The 18,902-nt window shown below is 72.5% G+C and carries 13 protein-coding genes and 1 pseudogene; all 14 read left to right on the top strand.

Translation table 11 applies throughout. From position 1 onward, the window contains the following. Positions 1-6: 6 nt before the first annotated feature. The 14 genes and pseudogenes from ACOOHE_RS04210 (at position 7) to zwf (ending at position 18,803) form a co-directional block, all read left to right on the top strand. Entirely contained in the window at positions 7-1,107 is a 1,101-nt protein-coding gene (locus ACOOHE_RS04210; RefSeq protein WP_420456548.1) for an eCIS core domain-containing protein, read from the top strand. Between the two features lie 15 nt (positions 1,108-1,122). Continuing rightward, positions 1,123-1,776 (top strand): hypothetical protein, encoded by a 654-nt coding sequence (locus ACOOHE_RS04205; protein ID WP_420456547.1) that lies wholly within the window; start codon positions 1,123-1,125, stop codon positions 1,774-1,776. A gap of 4 nt (positions 1,777-1,780) precedes the next feature. Further along, positions 1,781-2,080 (top strand): LysM domain-containing protein, encoded by a 300-nt coding sequence (locus ACOOHE_RS04200; protein WP_420456546.1) that lies wholly within the window; start codon positions 1,781-1,783, stop codon positions 2,078-2,080. Beyond that, positions 2,080-3,198 (top strand): hypothetical protein, encoded by a 1,119-nt coding sequence (locus ACOOHE_RS04195; RefSeq protein ID WP_420456545.1) that lies wholly within the window; start codon positions 2,080-2,082, stop codon positions 3,196-3,198. The genes ACOOHE_RS04200 and ACOOHE_RS04195 overlap by 1 nt, the downstream gene beginning before the upstream one ends. Further along, positions 3,195-3,698 carry a phage baseplate assembly protein V gene (locus ACOOHE_RS04190; RefSeq protein ID WP_420456544.1) on the top strand — a complete coding sequence of 168 codons (504 nt, stop codon included), beginning with the start codon at positions 3,195-3,197 and terminating at the stop codon, positions 3,696-3,698. The genes ACOOHE_RS04195 and ACOOHE_RS04190 overlap by 4 nt, the downstream gene beginning before the upstream one ends. A 238-nt stretch (positions 3,699-3,936) precedes the next feature. Beyond that, positions 3,937-4,257 (top strand): hypothetical protein, encoded by a 321-nt coding sequence (locus ACOOHE_RS04185; protein ID WP_420456543.1) that lies wholly within the window; start codon positions 3,937-3,939, stop codon positions 4,255-4,257. A gap of 2 nt (positions 4,258-4,259) precedes the next feature. After that, positions 4,260-4,619, top strand: a complete 360-nt coding sequence (locus tag ACOOHE_RS04180; protein ID WP_420456542.1) for a GPW/gp25 family protein — start codon at positions 4,260-4,262, stop codon at positions 4,617-4,619. Continuing rightward, positions 4,619-7,066 carry a putative baseplate assembly protein gene (locus tag ACOOHE_RS04175; RefSeq protein ID WP_420456541.1) on the top strand — a complete coding sequence of 816 codons (2,448 nt, stop codon included), beginning with the start codon at positions 4,619-4,621 and terminating at the stop codon, positions 7,064-7,066. Before ACOOHE_RS04180 ends, ACOOHE_RS04175 begins: the two co-directional genes overlap by 1 nt. After that, on the top strand, positions 7,063-9,573 hold the full coding sequence (locus ACOOHE_RS04170; RefSeq protein WP_420456540.1) for a putative baseplate assembly protein: 2,511 nt from the start codon (positions 7,063-7,065) through the stop codon (positions 9,571-9,573). Before ACOOHE_RS04175 ends, ACOOHE_RS04170 begins: the two co-directional genes overlap by 4 nt. Then, positions 9,570-11,789 (top strand): hypothetical protein, encoded by a 2,220-nt coding sequence (locus ACOOHE_RS04165; protein WP_420456539.1) that lies wholly within the window; start codon positions 9,570-9,572, stop codon positions 11,787-11,789. The genes ACOOHE_RS04170 and ACOOHE_RS04165 overlap by 4 nt, the downstream gene beginning before the upstream one ends. Positions 11,790-11,802: 13 nt before the next feature. Then, positions 11,803-15,054: a DUF6519 domain-containing protein gene (locus ACOOHE_RS04160; RefSeq protein ID WP_420456538.1), complete on the top strand. Its 3,252-nt coding sequence runs from the start codon at positions 11,803-11,805 to the stop codon at positions 15,052-15,054. A 263-nt stretch (positions 15,055-15,317) separates the two neighbouring features. Further along, on the top strand, positions 15,318-16,778 hold the full coding sequence (gene gndA / locus ACOOHE_RS04155) for an NADP-dependent phosphogluconate dehydrogenase (RefSeq protein ID WP_420456537.1): 1,461 nt from the start codon (positions 15,318-15,320) through the stop codon (positions 16,776-16,778). Between the two features lie 38 nt (positions 16,779-16,816). Further along, positions 16,817-17,194: pseudogene (locus ACOOHE_RS04150) on the top strand (four helix bundle protein). A gap of 49 nt (positions 17,195-17,243) precedes the next feature. After that, positions 17,244-18,803 (top strand): glucose-6-phosphate dehydrogenase, encoded by a 1,560-nt coding sequence (gene zwf / locus ACOOHE_RS04145; RefSeq protein ID WP_420456536.1) that lies wholly within the window; start codon positions 17,244-17,246, stop codon positions 18,801-18,803. Positions 18,804-18,902: the final 99 nt, after the last annotated feature.

Below are 18,902 nucleotides of genomic sequence, written 5' to 3'. Positions count from 1 at the left end.
AGGATCATGCGCATTGTCGAAACACATCATAGAAAAGTGGACGTTTCTCATTCAGGTGCCCTCCAGCCGTGTGCGTGCAGCGGCCGTTCGGGTCCGACCGGCGAGTGCGCCGAGTGCCGCCGGAAGCGCCGACTCCAGACCAAGCTCCGCGTCGGCGCCCCCGACGACCGATTCGAGCGTGAGGCCGACCGCGTCGCCGACGCCGTGACGCGCGCACCCGCCGACGCGGCCCCGCTGGCGGCGCCGCTCGAAGTCCAGCGCGTCGGGACGGGAGGCGCTGGCATGGAGGCGCCCGCCTCCGTCGGCGCCGTGCTCGCCTCGTCCGGCCGTTCGCTCGACGGCAGGACGAGGCAGTTCATGGAAGCTCGGATCGGCCACGACTTCTCCGGCGTCCGCATTCACACCGACGCCCGGGCGGCGACCTCAGCTCGGGAGGTAGGCGCACGGGCGTACACCGTCGGGCGGGACGTGGCGTTCGGGGCGGGCGAGTACCGGCCGAAGACGTCGGAGGGACACAGGCTGCTCGCGCACGAGCTAACGCACGTCGTACAGCAAGGCGAGGGCGTAAGCCACCGGGTGCAACGCGCCACGATCACCGGCTGCTCGAAGGACCGGAAGGAGCTCATCGAGTCCTCCATCGCAGCGGCGAAAAAGAAAGCCCAAAACGCCCATAAAGAGCTCTCGAAACCCATTCTCATTTCGACCACTCGGAGCGCCTTACGCGAGACATTCGGCAGCGACGTGGCTGCCAGCGACGTGGCCAAGGTGTTCGAGGCAATCGCTAACGCTCTCGACAGCAAATCCTACACCTGCAAGGAGAGTTGCAAGAAAACGGAGGACAAGCGGGGGACCTGTGCCACCGGCGCGATCCCAGGGACGACGATCAGCATCTGCCCCAAGTTCGCCAGTCCCGGGTGTGGTTCGACGGCGCTCACGATCATCCACGAAGCGGCCCACAACGAGGGCAAGCATCATGGGAAAGGGGGCACGCTCGACAACGCTTATAACTACGAGACCTTTGTCACGAAGCTCGAAAGCGGTCCCCCGACCATCGACCTCGGCGAGAAGCCGGAGGCGGCCCTCCCGGCCCTGGACTTCGACTTCTGATTGCACAGCGAAACCATGACCGGCTTCTCCCGCTCCCCCCGCGTCCAGAAGGGCGCCATCCTCGGGTTGGACAAATTCAACCCGCTCGCCAGCGTGGTCGTCTTCCAGTACAACCCGGAGACGCTGAGCCGCACGCTCACGGCCCAGACGAGCACGGCCGACGGCGCCCAGGGCGACGCGCTCCGATTGAAGGCGCCGCCGAAGGAGGACATCACGGGCGTAAAGATCGAGCTCGACGCGGCCGACCAGCTCGAGCAGTCCGACGGGCTGGCGGCGGCGACGGGGCTGTACCCGGCGCTGGCGTCGCTCGAGATGCTGCTCTACCCGAAGTCGGTCGCCGTGATCCGGAACGAGGTGCTGAAGGCGGCCGGAGCGGTCGAGGTGATGGCGCCCGAGGCCCCGCTGACGCTGTTCTACTGGGGCCTCAAGCGCGTCCTGCCCGTCCGCATCACGAGCCTGACGATCCAGGAAAAGCAGTTCGACCCCGACCTCAACCCGATCCTGGCCGACGTCACGCTCACGATGCGCGTGCTGAGCCACCACGACCTCGGCCTGCTGAGCCCGGGCGGCGCGCTCTACATGGCCCACCAGATCCTCAAAGAGGGGATGGCGACGATGCACGGCGCGGGCCAAGTCGCGGGATCGATTTCCGGCTCCATCAGCTTCTAGCCCCATGACCAACACTGGCCGCTACGCCGACCTCGCCGTCGCCACGCTCGTCGTCACGGACGGGGCGGGGACGCGCGAGGTCCGCTACGTCCGACGCCGGTTCCTCCCGCCGCCGGCGACCGAGGCCGAGACGCTCGCCGAGCACACCGTCGTGGCCGGCGACCGGCTCGACGTCGTGACGGCGCGGTACCTCGGCGACCCGCTCCAGTTCTGGCGCGTGGCCGACGCCAACCTCGTGATCCACCCGACCGAGTTGACCGACGAGGTCGGCGAGCGGATTCGGATCGCGCTGCCCCAGATGTGATGCTCGACGGCGTGCTCGGCACTCGATTGGTGCTCCTGACCGGAGCCACGGTCCCGCTCCCCGCGGGGCCCGAGGTGGTGCAGGCCGTCGAGCAGGTCGAGGTGGTCCAGGACGCCGACGGCGAGGACGGCTTCCAGATCGTGTTCCGCCTGGCCAAGGGCGGCCTGCTCGACTACACGGTGCTCCAGACGGGCGCCGTCGACCTGTTCAACCGCGTCGTCGTGGCCGTCGCATTCGGGGTCGTGCCCGAGGTGCTCATCGACGGGATCGTGACGCACCACCAGGTGACGCCGAGCAACGAGCCCGGGCAGTCGACGCTCCGCGTGACGGGAAAGAGCGTCGGCGTGATGCTGGACCTGGAGGAGAAGAGCCAGGCGTACCCGAACCAGCCCGACTGGCTCATCGTGACGCAGATCCTGGCGTCGTACGCCCAATATGGCCTGGTCCCGGTGGTGACGCCGTCGGCGGACGTGCCGATCGAGCTGTTCCGGATCACGCGCCAGCAGGAGACCGACCTCGCGTTCGTCCGGCGACTGGCGGCCCGCAACGGCTACGTGTTCGCCATCGAGCCGGCCGCGCCGGGCGTCAACACGGCGACGTGGGGCCCCGAGGTCCGGCTCGGACTGCCCCAGCGCGCGCTCACGGTCGGCATGGGGACGGCGACCAACGTCGAGTCGCTCCAGTTCGCGGCCGACGGGCTGGCGCCGGTCGCGCCCCAAGCGACGGTCGTCGAGCCGTTCCTCAAGACGGCCATCCCGATCCCGACGTTGCCGTCGCTGAGGGTTCCGCCGCTGTCGCTGTCGCCGCTGCCCGCGCGGCGGACGACGCTCGTCCGCGAGACGGCGAACCAGGGGCCGGCCGAGGCCATGACGTCGGTGGTGGCCGCGGCGACCCGGGCGCCGGACCCCGTCACGGGCTCGGGCGAGCTCGACGCGGCCCGGTACGGCGGCGCCCTGCGCGCGCGCGGGCTCGTCGGCGTCCGCGGAGCGGGCCTGAGCTACGACGGGTTCTACTACGTCCGCCGGGTGACCCACACGCTGGCCGACGGCGCCTACCGCCAGTCGTTCACGATCAGCCGGGAGGGGACCGGCACCCTGACGCCCTTTGTCGTGCCATGAGCAAGCGGCCCTTTTTCGGCAAGTACCGGGGCGTGGTCTCGGACACGAGCGACCCGCTGATGATCGGGCGCGTCCGCGCGACCGTGCCCGACGTGCTGGGCGACCAGGAGAGCGGGTGGGCGCTCCCGTGCTCCCCGTTCGGCGGCGACCAGACGGGGCTCTTCGCCCTCCCCACCGTCGGCGCGGGCGTGTGGATCGAGTTCGAGCACGGCGACCCCGAGTACCCGATCTGGTCCGGGTGCTGGTGGGGCTCGGCGGCCGAGGTCCCGCCGGTCCTCCTCGCGCCGCCCTACAAGAAGGTGATGGTCGTGACCGAGGGCGGGCAGACGGTCACGCTCGACGACACGCCGGGCGTCGGCGGGATCACGCTCGAGACGTCGAGCGGGCAGAAGATCGTGCTGAGCGCGACCGGCATCGAGATCGACAACGGGATGGGCGCGACGATCAGCCTGACCGGGCCCCAAGTCTCCGTCAACGACGGCGCGCTCGACGTGATCTGATGGAGCACCTCAACCCCATAGTCAGGTCGGAGCAACCGCACGCGGTACCCGGACCCCCCGCTTTCCGGCAGGTCGCGGAGCCTGTCCTGAGCGGAGCCGAAGGGCTCCCAGCTCGGAAAGCTGTCCCCCTTCAAGGGGGACAGTCCCGTCGCCCGCTGAGCGGAGCGAGGGGCGATGGGACGGGGGGTCCGGCAACGCCCCGAAGACCCGACCGAACTCTCTTAACGCATCCCTAGCCATGCCCGGATTCCTCCTCCACCAAGGCGCGACGGTCTTGTGCCTCCACGGCGGCCAGGCCCAGGCGACGGCGCCGAACCCGCGCGTGAAAGTGGCCGGCCAGCCCGTCGTGACGCAACTGGCGCCCCACACGATCGCGGGGTGCCCGTTCAACGTCTCCGGGAGCCCCGTGCCCTGCGTCACGGCGCAGTGGATCACGGGCGCCACGCGCGTGCTCGCGGGCGGGCAGCCGGTGCTCTTGCAAGACAGCCAGGCCGTCTGCGTCCCGAACGGCACGGGCGTCACGGTCGCCGTCACCCAGGTCCGCGTCAAAGGCCAGTAGCCATGCTCCACGTCGACTACCCGTACCACGCCGACGACCGGGGCCGCACGGCCACGACCGACGACGCCGACTACGTCCGCGACCTGATCGAGCAGGTGTTGTTCACGTCGCCGGGCGAGCGGGTCAACCGGCCCGAGTTCGGGAGCGGCCTGCTCCAGCTGGTGTTCGCGCCGAACAGCGACGTGCTGGCGGGCGCCGTCGAGACGAGCGTCCAGGCGTCGCTCCAGCGGTGGCTCGGCGACCTCGTCCAGGTCGAGGCCGTCGACGTGACGCGGCGCGACGCCGAGTTGGGCGTCCGCGTGCGGTACGTCCTGCGGCGGACCCAGCAGCGCGTCGTCACCGACTTTGCCCGCACCGTGTGATGGACCCTCAGTACCACTGCGGCAACGAGAACCGCCGGCGCCGGGTGGCCGACCCCCTCGTGCCGCTCAACGGCGTGGACTACCTGGAGGTGCTCGACCGGGGCGCCGAAGCGCTCGGCCTGCCGCGCCAGCAGGTCCTGCTCGTCCGGTTCCTGAAGCCGCTCCCGGCGGACGGCACGCCCGGCGCGCTGGCGACGCCGAACGTCCTTCTCGACCGCGAGCCTCGGGCGGCGGCGGTCGGCGTGGTGTGGGCGCGGCGCGCGGCCGACCTCACGACGGACCTCGTCGCCAACCCCGACACGGGCGCGACGCTGACGACGGCCCAGCGCGACGCGCTCGCGACGGCCGACGGCGCCGACCGGACGCTCGTCGTCCTGACCGACGGGACCGGCGACTTCTCGACGTACACGCTCCGGCTCGTCGCCTCGGCCACCGACGACGGGCCGCCCAACGGCGTGGACCAGCGACTGGCGGCCGTCGCGTTCTCGGTCAAGGTCGAGTGCCCGAGCCCGTTCGACTGCGCGCCCGACGACGAGTGCCCGCCCGAGACGTTCGACGCGCCGGCCATCGACTATCTCGCCCGGGACTACGCCGCCGTCCGCCGGCTGATGCTCGACCGGCTGTCGGTCCTGGTGCCCGAGTGGCGCGACCGGAACCCGGCCGACCTCCAGATCGCCCTGGTCGAGATCCTGGCGTACACCGCCGACCACCTGAGCTACGCCCAGGACGCCGTCGCGACCGAGGCGTACCTCGGCACGGCTCGGCACCGGACGTCGGTCCGGCGCCACGCCCGGCTGCTCGACTACCGGATGCACGACGGGGCGAACGCGAGGGCGTGGGTCCACCTGGTCGCCGAGCCCGGCGGGGCCGTCGCGGTCCCGGCCCGCACCCCGATCCGGACGGCCGGCGACCGTCCGCTCGTGTTCGAGACGATGCACGACGTCACGGTGCGAGCCGGTCACAACGACGTCCGGTTCTACACCTGGGGCGACGCCGAGTGCGGCCTGCCAGCCGGCGCCACCCGGGCGACGCTCGTGGACGAGCCGGCCGGGTCGCTCGCGCTCGCGCCCGGCGACGTGCTGATCGTCGAGGAGGTCCGAAGCCCAACGACCGGCCTCCCCGCCGACGCCGACCGGGGCCGACGCCACGCCGTCCGCCTCACGGAGGTCGTGCCGGCGGTTGACGCGCTCGATGGGACGGCCGTGGTCGAGGTCGTCTGGCACCAAGCCGACGCGCTCCCGTTCGCGCTCTGCCTCAGCGCCGTCGTCGGTGGGACCGACCTGGCCGACGTCAGCGTGGCGCGCGGCAACGTGGTCCTGGCCGACCACGGCGAGACGCTGGCCGACCAGCCGCTCACGCCGCCGGTCGTGCCCGCGACCGGCCGCTACCGCCCACGTCTCCCGGACGACGTGTTGACGTTTGCCGCTCCGTTCGACGCCGCCGACGCTCGGGACCGTCCCGCGACCCAGGCGCTCGACCCAAACCCGCGCGGTGCCCTCCCCGCCCTCACCCTCGACGACGGCGACGAGACGTGGAGCCCACAGCGCGACCTGCTCGGCAGCGCCCGGTTCGCGCCCGAGGTCGTGGCCGAGGTCGACGCCGGGGGCCGGGCGACGCTCCGGTTCGGGGACGGCGTGCTGGGCAAAGCGCCTGCTGCCGGCGCGTCGTTCACGGCGACGTATCGGGTGGGGAACGGGCCGGCCGGCAACGTCGGCGCCGAGGCGCTCGTGGCGACGGACGTGCCGGGCATCGAGCGCGCGCGGAACCCGATGCCGGCCGTGGGCGGGACGGCGCCCGAGAGCCTGGACGAGGTCCGCCAGTTCGCGCCCCAGGCCTTCCGCACCCAGGAGCGCGCGGTCACGGCCGCCGACTACGCCGAGGTGACCGAGCGCCACCCCGGCGTCCAGAAGGCCGCCGCCGCGTTCCGGTGGACGGGAAGCTGGATGACCGTGTTCGTCACCGTCGACCGAGTGGGCGGCCTCCCGGTCCGCGACGACGCCCGGTTCCTCGCCGACCTCCGCGCCCACCTCGGCCGGTACCGGCTGGCCGGCTACGACGTCGAGCTCCGCGACCCTGTGTTCGTCCCGCTCGACCTCGCGCTCGACGTCTGCGTCGCCCCCGGCTACGTCCGCGGGGACGTTCATCGGTCCCTCCTCGTCGCGCTCGGGCGCCGGGACCGGCCGGACGGCACACGCGGCTTTTTCCACCCCGACCGGTTCACGTTCGGACAGCCGGTCTACCTCAGCCAGATCTACCGCGCCGCGATGGCGGTCGAGGGCGTGACCTCGGTCGAGGTCCGCCGGTTCCAGCGGTGGGGCGAGGCGGCCCACGGCGAGATCGACGCCGGCGTGCTCACGACGGCCGCGCTCGAAATCATCCGCCTGGACAACGACCCGAGCCAGCCCGGCAACGGCCGGATCGAGGTCGACCTCACCGGGGGCTTATGAGCGACCTCGATTTCTGCGGCGTCTGCGACGGCGTCGAGCGGCACACGCCGGTCCGGGTCGAGAACCGACCGGGGCTCTCGGCGGTCGTCCACCGCGTCGGGACGTACGGTCGGTTCCGGGCGTCGATGCACACCGCGCTCGGCGAGCAGCCGGCCCTGGCCGCGCTCTCCACGCGCGACGCCGCCGACCCGACGCTCGCGCTCGTCGACGCCTGGGCCGTCGTCCTGGACGTGCTGACGTTCTACCAGGAGCGGATCGCGAACGAGGCGTACCTCCGGACGGCGACCGAGCGGCGGTCGGTCTTGGAGTTGGCCCGGCGGATCGGCTACGAGTTGGGGCCGGGCGTGGCGGCCGACACGACGTTGGCGTTCTCGCTCCAGACCGGGCCGGGCACGCCGGCGTCGGCCCGGATCGACGTCGGGACGCAGGCGCAGAGCCTGCCCGGCCAGGACGAGGTCCCGCAGACGTTCGAGACCGTCGAGGCGATCACGGCGCGCGCCGAGTGGCAGGCCATGCGCCCCCGGCTGAGCGAGCCCGTCCGCCCGGTCCGAGGCACCGACGAGTTGTGGTTGGTGGGCACGGCCCTCACCCTCCGCCCTGGCGACGGCCTGCTGCTGGTCGGCGACGAACGCGCGTCGAACTCGACGAACGAGCAGTGGGACTTCCGCTTGCTCAAAACGGTCACCGTCGACCGGCCGCGCGGGCTGACGCACGTGACGTTCGACCGCGGGCTCGGCTCGTACGTCCCGCCTGTTCACCCGGCCGCCAAGAACCCGGTGGTCTACGTGTTCCGCCAGAAGGCAGCCCTGTTCGGCGCCCAGGCGCCCGACTGGCTCGCCATGCCCGACACGATCCGCGAGGAGTACGGGAGGACGGAGTCGGACGAGCCGTGGGGCGGCCAACTCACGATCCGCGCCATCTCCGACCTCGACGCCGAGGACGTCCCCGACGGGCCGGTCTACCTCGACGCGCTCTATCCCGAGATCGTCCCCGACAGCTGGGTCGTGTTGTCGCGGCCGGGCTACGCCGAGGTGTACCGCGTGCTCGACGCGGTCGACGACGCCCGGACCGGGTTCACGCTGTCGGCCAAGACGACGCGGCTCGACCTGAGCGGCGAGAACCTGGGCGCCAAGTTCGACGCCTACGTCCGCGAGACCGTCGTCTACGCCGTCGCCGAACCGCTGGTGCGGGCCGAGGCGCCGGTCACGGCGCCGGTCGAAGGCGGGACGGTCACACTCGACGCGCCGGTGACCGAGATCGCCGAGGGCCGCCTGGTCGCGATCTCGGGCACCGACCTCGACACGGGCGAGGTCGCGGCCGAGGTCGCGACGGTGGCCCGCATCGACACGCTCGACGGCCTGCCTCACCTCACGTTCGAGGCCGCCCTCGCCCACCGCTACGCTCGGGAGGACGGCGAGGGCGTCGCCGGCGCCCGGCTCAACGCGAACGTGGCCCGGGCCACGCACGGCAAGACCGTCGCCGGCGAGGTGCTCGGCAGCGGCGACGGCTCGGTCCCGTTCCAGCGGTTCACGCTCGCCCACGTCCCGCTGACGTACGTGTCGTCGGAGACGGCCGGCGGGGCCGCGAGCACGCTCGTGGTCCGCGTCGACGGCGTCCGCTGGGACGAGGTCCCGTCGCTGTACCGCCAGCCCGCCGACGCCCGCGTCTTCGTCACCCGCCGCGCCGACGACGGGACCGTCACAGTCCAGTTCGGCGACGGCGTCACGGGCGCCCGGCTGCCCACCGGCGCCGAGAACGTGACGGCGACGTACCGCACCGGGATCGGCCTCGATGGACGGGTGGACGCCGGGCAGATCCAGCTTCTGATGACGCGCCCGCTCGGCGTCACGAGCGTCGTCAACCCGACGGCCCCGGCGGGCGCCGCCGACCCCGAGCGGCTGGCGGACGCGCGCCAGAACGCGCCGCTGACCGTCCTCACGCTCGACCGCGTGGTCTCGGTGCAGGACGTCCAGGACTTCGCGCGCGCGTTCGCGGGCATCGGGAAGGCGCTCGCGACCGTCCTGTGGAGCGGCGAGCGGCGGGTCGTCCACCTCACGGTTGCCGGCGTCGGCGGGGCCGACGTCCCGGAGGGCTCGACCCTCTTTGATCGGCTCGTCGGCGCGCTCGACGGCGCGCGACACGTCGACGCCCGGATCGTCGTCGGGCCGTACCGGCCCCGGACGTTCGGGCTGTCGGGGACGGTGATCGTCGACCCGGACTGGATCGCCGACGACGTGCTGGCGGCGGTCGAGGCGGCCCTCGTCGAGGCGTTCTCGTTCGACGCGCGCGCCTTCGGCCAGGGCGTCACGACGTCCGAGGTGCTGGCCGTGATGCAGGGCGTCCCGGGCGTCGTCGCCGTCGACCTGGCCTCGCTCGGCGGGGCGGACCCGTTCGACGTCCCACGGATTCCGGCCCAGGCCGCGCGCTGGGACGACAGCCAGGTCTGGGCCGCCGAGCTCCTCACCGTCGACCCGGCCGGGATCGACCTCATCGCCGCAGCGCCATGACGCACGTCACCCCCGAGGCGCTCTACGCGCTGCTCCCCGCGGTCCACCGGATCCGGGACGCCGAGCAGGGCGGCCCGCTCCGCGCGCTCTTCGAGGTGCTGGGCGAGCAGGGCCGGCTGGTCGAGGAGGACGTCGCCCGCCTCTACGACAACGCCTTTATCGAGACGTGTGAGGAGTGGGCCGTCCCGTACATCGGCGACTTGCTGGGCGTCCGCCCGCTCCACAGCGTCCGCGCCGACGGGTTCAGCCAGCGCACGCGCGTGGCGAACACGATCGCGTACCGCCGGCGGAAGGGGACGGCGACGATGCTGGAGCAGCTCGCCCGGGACACGACCGGGTGGCCCGCTCGGGCCGTCGAGTTTTTCGAGCTCGTCGCCACGACGCAGCACGTCAACCACGTGAGGCTCCACAACCACCGCGCGCCCGACCTCCGCGACGCGGCCCAGCTGGAGCTCATCGACACGGCGTTCGACGTCCACGCCCACACGGCCGACGTCCGGTCCATCGCGCGCGACCGGGGCCGCCACAACCTCCCCAACGTCGGCCTGTTTCTGTGGCGGCTCCAGGCGTACGCCGTCGAGCGGACCGAGGCGCGGGCCGTGACCGACCCGCCCGACGGCCGGTACCGTTTCCACCCGTACGGGATCGACGTGCCGCTCGTCAACCGGCCCCAGACCGAGACCGAGATCACGTCGCTCGCCCAGGAGGTCAACGTGCCGGGCCGGCTCCGGCGACGACCGCTCTACGACGAACTCGAAGCCCGGCGGGCGGCGTTCGTCGCGGGCGAGGCCCCGTCGCCCGTGTTCTTCGGCGACCGGCCGCCCGTCGAGGTGTTCCTGGATGGCGCCGACGACCCGCTCGCGCCGGAGCAGGTCCTGATCTGCAATCTCAGCGGGTGGGACGGGGCCGGCTGGAGCCCGCCGGCTCCTGTCGCACTCGCCGACCCCGACGGCGCCACGCTGAGCACCCAGGTCGCCGTCGACCCCGTGCTCGGCCGGCTGGCGATGCTCGGCGGCGTGCCCGTCCCCACCAGCGTCGGGGCGCGCTGGGCGTACGGGTTCCCCGGCGACGTCGGCGGCGGACCGTACGACCGTCAGGATTCGCTCGACGCCGCGCTCACCCGCCCGGCGACCTGGACCCGGAGCGTCGGCGCCGGTGCCGACGTCGCGGCGCTGACCGACGCGCTCGACGAGTGGCACGCCCAGCCACCGGGCACCGTCGGCGTGCTGGCGCTGGTCAACAACGCGACGTACGCGGCGGACTTGGTCGGGCCCACCCGCATTCGGATCCCCGAGGGGAGCCTGCTGGTGATCGCCGCCGCGACGCTCGACGCCGACGGACGGCCCGAGCCGCTCGACCGGCGCGCGCACCTGTTGGGCGACGTCGAGGTCGAAGGGACGGCGCCGACGGAGAGCGACACGCCGGGGACGTTGGTCCTGGACGGGTTGCTGATCGAGAGCGAGGTACGGGTGCGGGGGACGAGTGCGGGCCACCACCTCGGCGGGTTGCGGATCGCGCACTCGACGGTCGGGATGCACGAGGCCGACCCACGCGGCGTCCGTGTTGAGGCCGGCTCGTCGGCCAACCCGGAGTTGGTGCTCGACCTCGACCACGTCGTGTGCGGCCGGGTCGAGGCACCGGAAACGGTCCGCGGCGTCCGGGTCCGCGACAGCGTCGTCCAGTCGGACGACGTCGCCCTCGGCGGCGCCGACGCGCCCGGTCCGCCGGCCACCATCGAGCGGTCGACCGTGTTCGGGCGCGTCCGCGTCCGCGAGCTAACGCTGGGGTCGGACAGCCTCTTCACCGATCCCGTCGAGGCCGACCGGCTCCAGACCGGTTGCGTCCGGTTCTGCTACGTCCCCGCCGGCTCGCGGACGCCGCGCCGCTTCCGGTGCCAACCCGACCTCGCGCTCCGCCGACGGTCGGAGGCGCTGGAGTTGGCGTCCGTGGCGGCCCTCCCGCCCGCCGAGCGCGAGCGCGTCCGCCGTCGCGTCCGGCCCACGTTCACGGCCGTCGACTACGGCGACCCCGCCTTCACCCAGCTCGCCGCAAGCTGCCCCGACGAGATCCGGACTGGCGCCGAGGACGGGTCCGAGATGGGCGTGTGGAACGCGCTCCGCCAGCCCCAGCGCGTCGCCAACCTCGACGCGAGCCTGGCGGAGTACCTCCGGATCGGCCTGGACGCGGGCCTCCTGTTCGTCCTGTTCGTCACCTGAGCTCTCTCCTCCGATGAAAGCCGACCTTTCCCGCTCCACGTTCGACCCCGCCCGGCACGTCAAGCGCGTCCCGCTCCAGCAGGGCCGCGTCCAGACCGACGCCGACGCCAACGAGCAGCAGGCCGTCGTCTTTCACCGCGTCGAGACGACGGCGGCCGACCTTGTCGGCGGGTGCGGCGGACCGATCAGCGGGGCCGGCTTCGAGATCACCCCGGACGGCGACGGCCTGACGATCCTCGCCGGGCGATACTACGTCGACGGGTGGCTGGTCGAGAACGAGTCCGACGTGGCCTACGACGCCCAGCCCCACCTCCCACTCGACGCCGGCACGCTGGCGGCGCTCGGCCTGCCCGCAACGCTCGCCGATCCCGCGCCCGGTGACTACCTCGCGTACCTCGACGTCTGGGAGCGGCACCGGACGGCGCTCGAGATGCCCGAGATCCGCGAGGTCGCGCTCGGCGGGCCCGACACCGCGACGCGGACCCAGGTCGTCTGGCAGGTCCGGTTGCACCCGCTCGACGAGGACGAGCCGACCGACTGCGCGAGCCCGGTCTCGTCGTGGGAGACGGCGACGGCGCCGAGCACGGGCCAGCTCGGCGCCCGCGCGGATGTGGCCGCAGCCTCGGACGACCCGTGCGTCGTCGAGCCCGGCGCGGGCTACCGACGGCTCGAAAACCAGCTCTACCGCGTCGAGGTCCACCTCGGCGGGACGCGGGCGGCCACGACCGTCAAGTGGGACCGCGACAACGGGACCGTCGTCTCTCGCCTTGAGGCCCAGAGCCCCGACCAGACCGAGTGGACGTTGGAGAGCGTCGGCCGCGACGCCGTGCTCCGGTTCGCGCCCGGCGACTGGGCCGAAATCACCGACGACGCCCGCGAGCTCCACGGGGTGCCGGGGACGCTCGTCCGCGTCGTCGCCGTCAAGGGCGACACGCTCACCGTCGACCTCGACTCACCGGACTCGCCCCTGCCTGAGGGCGCCACGGTCGACCCGTCCGACTTTACCGACCCAAAAGTCCGCCGGTGGAACGGCGTGCTGCCGCCGCTCAACAACCAGACGTACCGCGACCTGGAGGACGGTGTCCAGGTCCGCCTGCGCGGCAGGAACGGCCCCGACGGCGTGGCGCGGCGCTACCGCACCGGCGACTACTGGACGATCCCGGCGCGGACGAACACGGGCGCCGTCGAGTGGCCGACCGACGACGACGGCTGGACCTTCGCCGAGGGCGTCACCCGCCACTACTGCCGGCTCGCCCAGGTCACCGTCGACGGGGAGGGCGTGGCCGAGGTCACCGACTGCCGGCCGCTGTCCCCGCCGGTCACCGAGCTGACGAGCCTGTTCTTGGTCGGCGGCGACGGGCAGGAGGCGATGCCCGGCGACGAGCTCCCGTTGTCGCTCCGCGTGGGCGTGGCGAACGGGTCGCACCCGGTCGAAGGCGCGCGCGTCAGGTTCGAGGTCACGTCCGGGCAGGCCGAGATCGCCGGGTCAAGCGGCGGAGCCGCCACCCCGACCGTCGAAGCGGTCACCGACGCCGACGGACGGGCCGAGGTCTTTTGGACGCCCACCGCCGCGCCGCTCACGGTCGAGGCCACACTCCTGGACGCCGCCGGCGACCCGGTCCACCTGCCAGTTCGGTTCGGCGCCAACCCCAGCACGGCCGACGCCGTCGCCTACACGCCCGCCGACGACTGCGCGCTGGGCGACGACGTGGCGACGGTCCAGGACGCGCTCGACGCGCTGTGCCGTCGCGAGGGCGACGCCTGCGCCGTGACCATCGGGCCCGGGCCGGGCTGGCAGGGCCGCGCGCGCGCGCTCATCGACGCCGCCGACAGCTTCCACCTGTGCTTCCAGGCCGGAGAGTACGTCCTCGACGGCCCGATCGTCATCGAGGACAAGGAGCACGTCACCGTCACCGGGTGCGGGCCGGCCACCCGGTTCGTCATCGACCAGGCCGAGACCGTGTTCGACGTCTCGGCCTGCCGGAGCGTCCGGTTCGCGGCGTTCTCGGGCCGAGCGCGGTTCGCTGCCGACGGTCACGCGGGCCAGCCGGCCGAGCACCTCAACGGCGTGCTGACGGTCGTGGGCTGCCCGGCGGTCGCGGTCGAGCGCGTGGCGGTCGAGTGCGCAGGCGGGATCCGCCGCGCGGCGACGGGGATCACCGTCCGCGACAGTCGGAGCGGAAGGGAGCAGGGGCGTGGCCCCCGGTCCGTCCGCATCCGCGGATGCGACGTCGGGATCGGCCACCGCCAGACCGGCATCCTGGTCGTCGACGTCGAGCGGGCCGTGATCGAAGACAACCACCTCTACGCGACAGAGCGCCCCGCCGACCGGACCGTGTTCGAGATCCTGAGCGCGGACACACACTACCGGCACGTCCTCGGCCGAGCCATGATCGCTCAGGCCCGGGCCAGCCGGAGATCGGGCGGCACCCTCGACCCGACGTCGGAGACCCGGAGCGGCTTCCTCAAGGCCGGGCTGACGGACGACCCCGTCCAGGTCCGCACCCAGATGAACGGCTTCCACGCCTCGTTCCTCACGCCGAGCGCGCTCCACAACCTGTGGCCCGCCTTCCTGGAGAAGAACCCGATGCCCGGCGGCGACCGGTCGTCGAGCGTCGTTCAGCACCTCAACGCGCTCCGGTCCCGCGTCCTCCGGGGCGACATCCAAGACGGCTCGGCCGACGAGTTGGCCGACTGGCTACGCGCCCGAGTCCGCCAGAACCCCGCCGTCGCGTCCCAGGGCATCACGGTCGCCGAGAGCGTGGCGCCGGACGCGCCCCCGCCCTCGCCGGACGTCCGGGTCCTCTACAACCGCGTCGAGGGGTGCCAGCAGGGGATCCACGTCGGCGCGAGCCGTCGGGAGTTCGAGGAGTCGCAGCCCGACGTGATCGACACGGTGATCGTAGCCGGCAACACCGTCGCCGTCACGCTGAGCCCCGAGACGTCGCGCGAGCGGCACGGCGTGTTCGTCGGCAACGCCGACCACGTGACGGTCCAGGACAACCGCGTCCGCGTCCACCGGACCGACCCCGGCGCGGACTGGCGGATCGACGGGGTCCGCCTCCACGGCCACTACGGGCCGATGCTACTGGTCCGCCAGAACCACGTGACCGGCGCGACGGTCGGCGTCCGCGTCGAGCCGCTGGGCGACCGCGACGCGCCCCAAGACCGCCACTGGTACGTGTCCGACAACGTCGCGCCGGGCGCGAGCCCGACCGTGCTGGCGCCGGGCCAGGTCCGCCGCGAGCGGAACTATCCGTTGTAGCCAACGTGCTACACCTTGGAGCTTTGCGCTCCACCTGGAAGCTTCGCGCTTCTTTTCATCTGGTAGCTGCTCAGGCGCGGGTCGCTCCCGCAAGTGGGTACGCCAAGGGAGTTCGAATCTCCGCCGAGAGGCTGGCCGCGAGGTCAGCCTCTCGGTCTTTAGGCCGGTCCGTGACTGGCGGTCGAGGGGGAGGTGCTGGCGAGAGGCCGGGGCACCGCGCCGGAGGGCGCGCGTACAGACGACCCCTCACCCCCGCTCGCTCCATGCCCTCCTCCCATCTCGGCGTCGTCGGCCTCGGCATCATGGGCCGCAACCTGGCCCTCAACGCGCTCGACGCCGGCACCGAGGTCGCCGGCACCGACCTCGGCGACGACGCCGTCCGCGGCTTCGAAGCCGAGGCCGCCCGCCCGGTCACGGCCACGACCGACCTCGGCGCGTTCCTCGACGCGCTCCCGACGCCCCGCAACATCCTGGTGATGGTCCCGGCCGGCAAGCCGGTCGACGCCGTCCTCGGCTCGCTCGCGCCCAAGCTCTCCGAGGGCGACCTCGTCATCGACGGCGGCAACTCGCACTTCCCGGACACCCGCCGCCGCCACGACGAGATGGCCGAGAAGGGGCTGCACTTTTTCGGGATGGGCGTCTCGGGCGGCGAGGAGGGCGCCCGCCACGGGCCCAGCATGATGCCCGGCGGGCCGATGGACCCCTACGCCCGCGTCGCCCCGATCCTGGAAGGGATGGCCGCCGAGGTCGACGGCGAGCCGTGCGTGGCCCACCTCGGCGCCGGCGCCTCGGGCCACTACGTCAAGATGGTCCACAACGGGATCGAGTACGGGCTGATGCAGATCCTGGCCGAGGCCTACGACCTGATGAAGCGCGGCGCCGGGCTCGGCAACGACCGGATGGGCGACCTGTTCGGCCAGTGGAACACGGGCCCGCTCCGGTCCTACCTCGTCGAGATCACGGCCGACATCCTCCACCAGCCCGACACCGTCGAGGTCCACCCCGACGAGATGCCCGGCGACGAGGCCCCGCCCAAGGGCATGACCGGCCGGTACCTCCTCGACTTTATCAAGGACACGGCCAAGCAGAAGGGGACCGGCAAGTGGACGAGCCAGGACGCCCTCGACTTGGGCGTCCCCACGCCGACCATCGACGCGGCCGTGACGGCCCGCTACATCTCGGCGCTCAAGGAGGAGCGCGTCGCGGCGGCGTCGCTCTTGGGCACGCCGGCCGGCCGCGCCGACGACCCCGACCGCCTGGTCGAGGCCCTCGAGCGGGCGCTCCGCGCGGCGTTCCTGGTCACCTACGCCCAGGGCTTCGCGCTCCTGAAGCGGGCGTCCGACGCCTACGAGTACGGGCTCGACCTGGAGACGGTCGCCAAGGTCTGGCGCGGCGGCTGCATCATCCGGGCCGACATGCTGGAGACGTTCCGCGAGGCCTTCCGCGCCGACGACGACCTTCCCAACCTGCTCGTGGCCCCGGCCTTCACCGAGGTCCTCTCCGACTGCCGCCACGCGCTCCGCGACGCGGTCGACCTCGGCATCGGTGCCGGCATCCCGCTCCCGGCGTTCTCGACGGCCCTCGCCTACCTCGACGCCTACCGCAGCGAGTGGCTCCCGGCCAACCTGGTCGCCGCCCAGCGCGACTACTTCGGCGCCCACACGTTCGCCCGGATCGACCAGGAGGGGATGCACCACGCCCAGTGGATGCCGGCTGGGCTGTAAGGGGTCAAGGGGAACGGGTGAAGGGTGCGCTCTACTCCATGCGTGACGAGGACCAATCCAGGCGGCCGATCCGCTCGTACCGCGACCTCGACGTCTGGCGTGAGGGGATCGCGCTCGTCCGAATCGTCTACCAGCTCTCTGCGTCGTGGCCCGCCGACGAGCGGTTCGGGCTGACCTCGCAAGTCCGCCGAGCCGCGGTCTCTATCCCGTCGAACATCGCGGAGGGCTGAGGGCGACACAAGCGGGGCGAGTTTGACCAGTTCCTCCGCCACGCCCGGGGCTCCCTCTTCGAGGTCGAAACCCAGCTCCTCATCGCCGTCGAGGTCGGGCTCAGCACCTCCGACGAGACTCATGACGCGCTCCAGCGGATGGACCGATTGAGCCGGCGGATCACCGCGCTCCGCCGATCTCTCTGACCGCCGACGGCCTCTCCCCTTCACCCCTCACTCGCTCCCCCTCACTCTCGTGAACCTCCCCAACGTCGTCCAGCTCGTGCTCTTCGGGGCCGCCGGCGACCTCGCCCACCGCAAGCTGATCCCGGCCCTCTACGACCTCCACCGCGAGGGCCACCTCCCGCCCGAGGTCGACGTCGTCGGGGTCGACCTCGCCGAGATGGAGGACACCGCGTTCGTCGAGTTCGCGTGCGACGCGGCCGACTCGCTCGGCCGGTTCTTCCCCAAGGACGTCGACGCCGAGAACTGGGCCCAGTTCGCCGAGCGGCTCTACTACGTCCAGGGCGACGCCACCGAGGCCGACACGTTCGAGCGGCTGAAACAACGGCTGGACGAGGTGGCGCCGGACGGCGAGCAGGCCCACCGCGTGTTCTACCTCTCGGTCGCCCCGTTCTTGGTCGGGCCCATCGCGTCGGGGCTGGCGCAGGCGGGGCTCCTGGCGAACCCCGAGTTCGACCGGTTCGTCGTCGAGAAGCCGTTCGGGCGCGACCTCGACAGCGCGCGCGAGCTCGACACGCTGTTGGTCGAGCACGCCTCCGAGAGCCAGGTCTACCGGATCGACCACTACCTGGGCAAGGAGACGGTCCAGAACCTGCTGGCGTTCCGGTTCGCGAATGCCCTGTTCGAGCCGATCTGGGACGCCCGCTACGTCGACCACGTCCAGATCACGGTCTCCGAGACGGTCGGCGTCGAGCACCGGGGCGGGTACTACGAGACGGCCGGGGCCATGCGCGACATGGTCCAGAACCACCTGCTCCAGCTGCTGTGCCTGGTGGCGATGGAGCCGCCGGTCGCGTTCAAGCCGGACGAGGTGCGGAACAAGAAGGTCGACGTGCTCCGCGCCATCCGGCCGATCACGCGCGAGCGCGTCCACGAGGTGGCCGTGCGGGGCCAGTACGGCGAGGGCTACATGGCCGGCGGGAAGGTGCCGGGCTACCGGAAGGAGCCGAAGGTGGCCCAGCGCTCGACGACCGAGACCTACGTCGCGCTCAAGCTCGAGGTCGACAACTGGCGCTGGAACGGGGTCCCGTTCTACCTCCGCACGGGCAAGCGGATGCCGCGCCGCGTGTCCGAGATCTCGGTCCAGTTCCGGCCCGTCCCCCACCGGGCGTTCCCGGCCGGGGCCGACGAGGCGTTCCAGCCCAACCGGCTCGTCCTGCGGATCCAGCCCGACGAGGGCATCGTGCTCCGGTTCCAGGCCAAGCGGCCCGGCCCGTCGATGCTGCTCCAGCCCGTCGCCATGCGGTTCGACTACGAGGACGCCTTCGAGACGCCGCCCGAGGCGTACGAGACGCTGCTCTTGGACGCCATCCGCGGCGACGCGACGCTGTTCATGCGGGCCGACCAGGTCGAGGAGGCGTGGAAGGTGGTCCAGCCGGTCCTGGACGTGTGGGAGACGACGCCGCCGGCCGAGTTCCCCAACTACGCCGCCGGCACCTGGGGCCCCGCCGCCGCCGAGCGGATGCTAGCCCGCGATGGCCGGTCGTGGATCGAGCCGCTCCCGCCGGACGCGACGCCGGTCGGGACGGCGCCCGAGGCCGTCGCCGAGGCCCACCCGGGGTCGGTGGCGTAGAGCCGTGCGGAGGGCGTGGGTATGGGCGTGTGGGGGTGGCCGACGCGAGCCCTTCTCCCTCCCACACCCACATAAACCCTACCCCTCGCCCCGCTAGCG

The sequence above is a fragment of the Rubrivirga sp. genome (assembly GCF_965213695.1).
Taxonomy (GTDB): Bacteria; Bacteroidota; Rhodothermia; order Rhodothermales; family Rubricoccaceae; genus Rubrivirga.
Note: the sequence above shows the minus strand (reverse complement) of the source record. Positions and strands in the feature narration are given on the sequence as shown.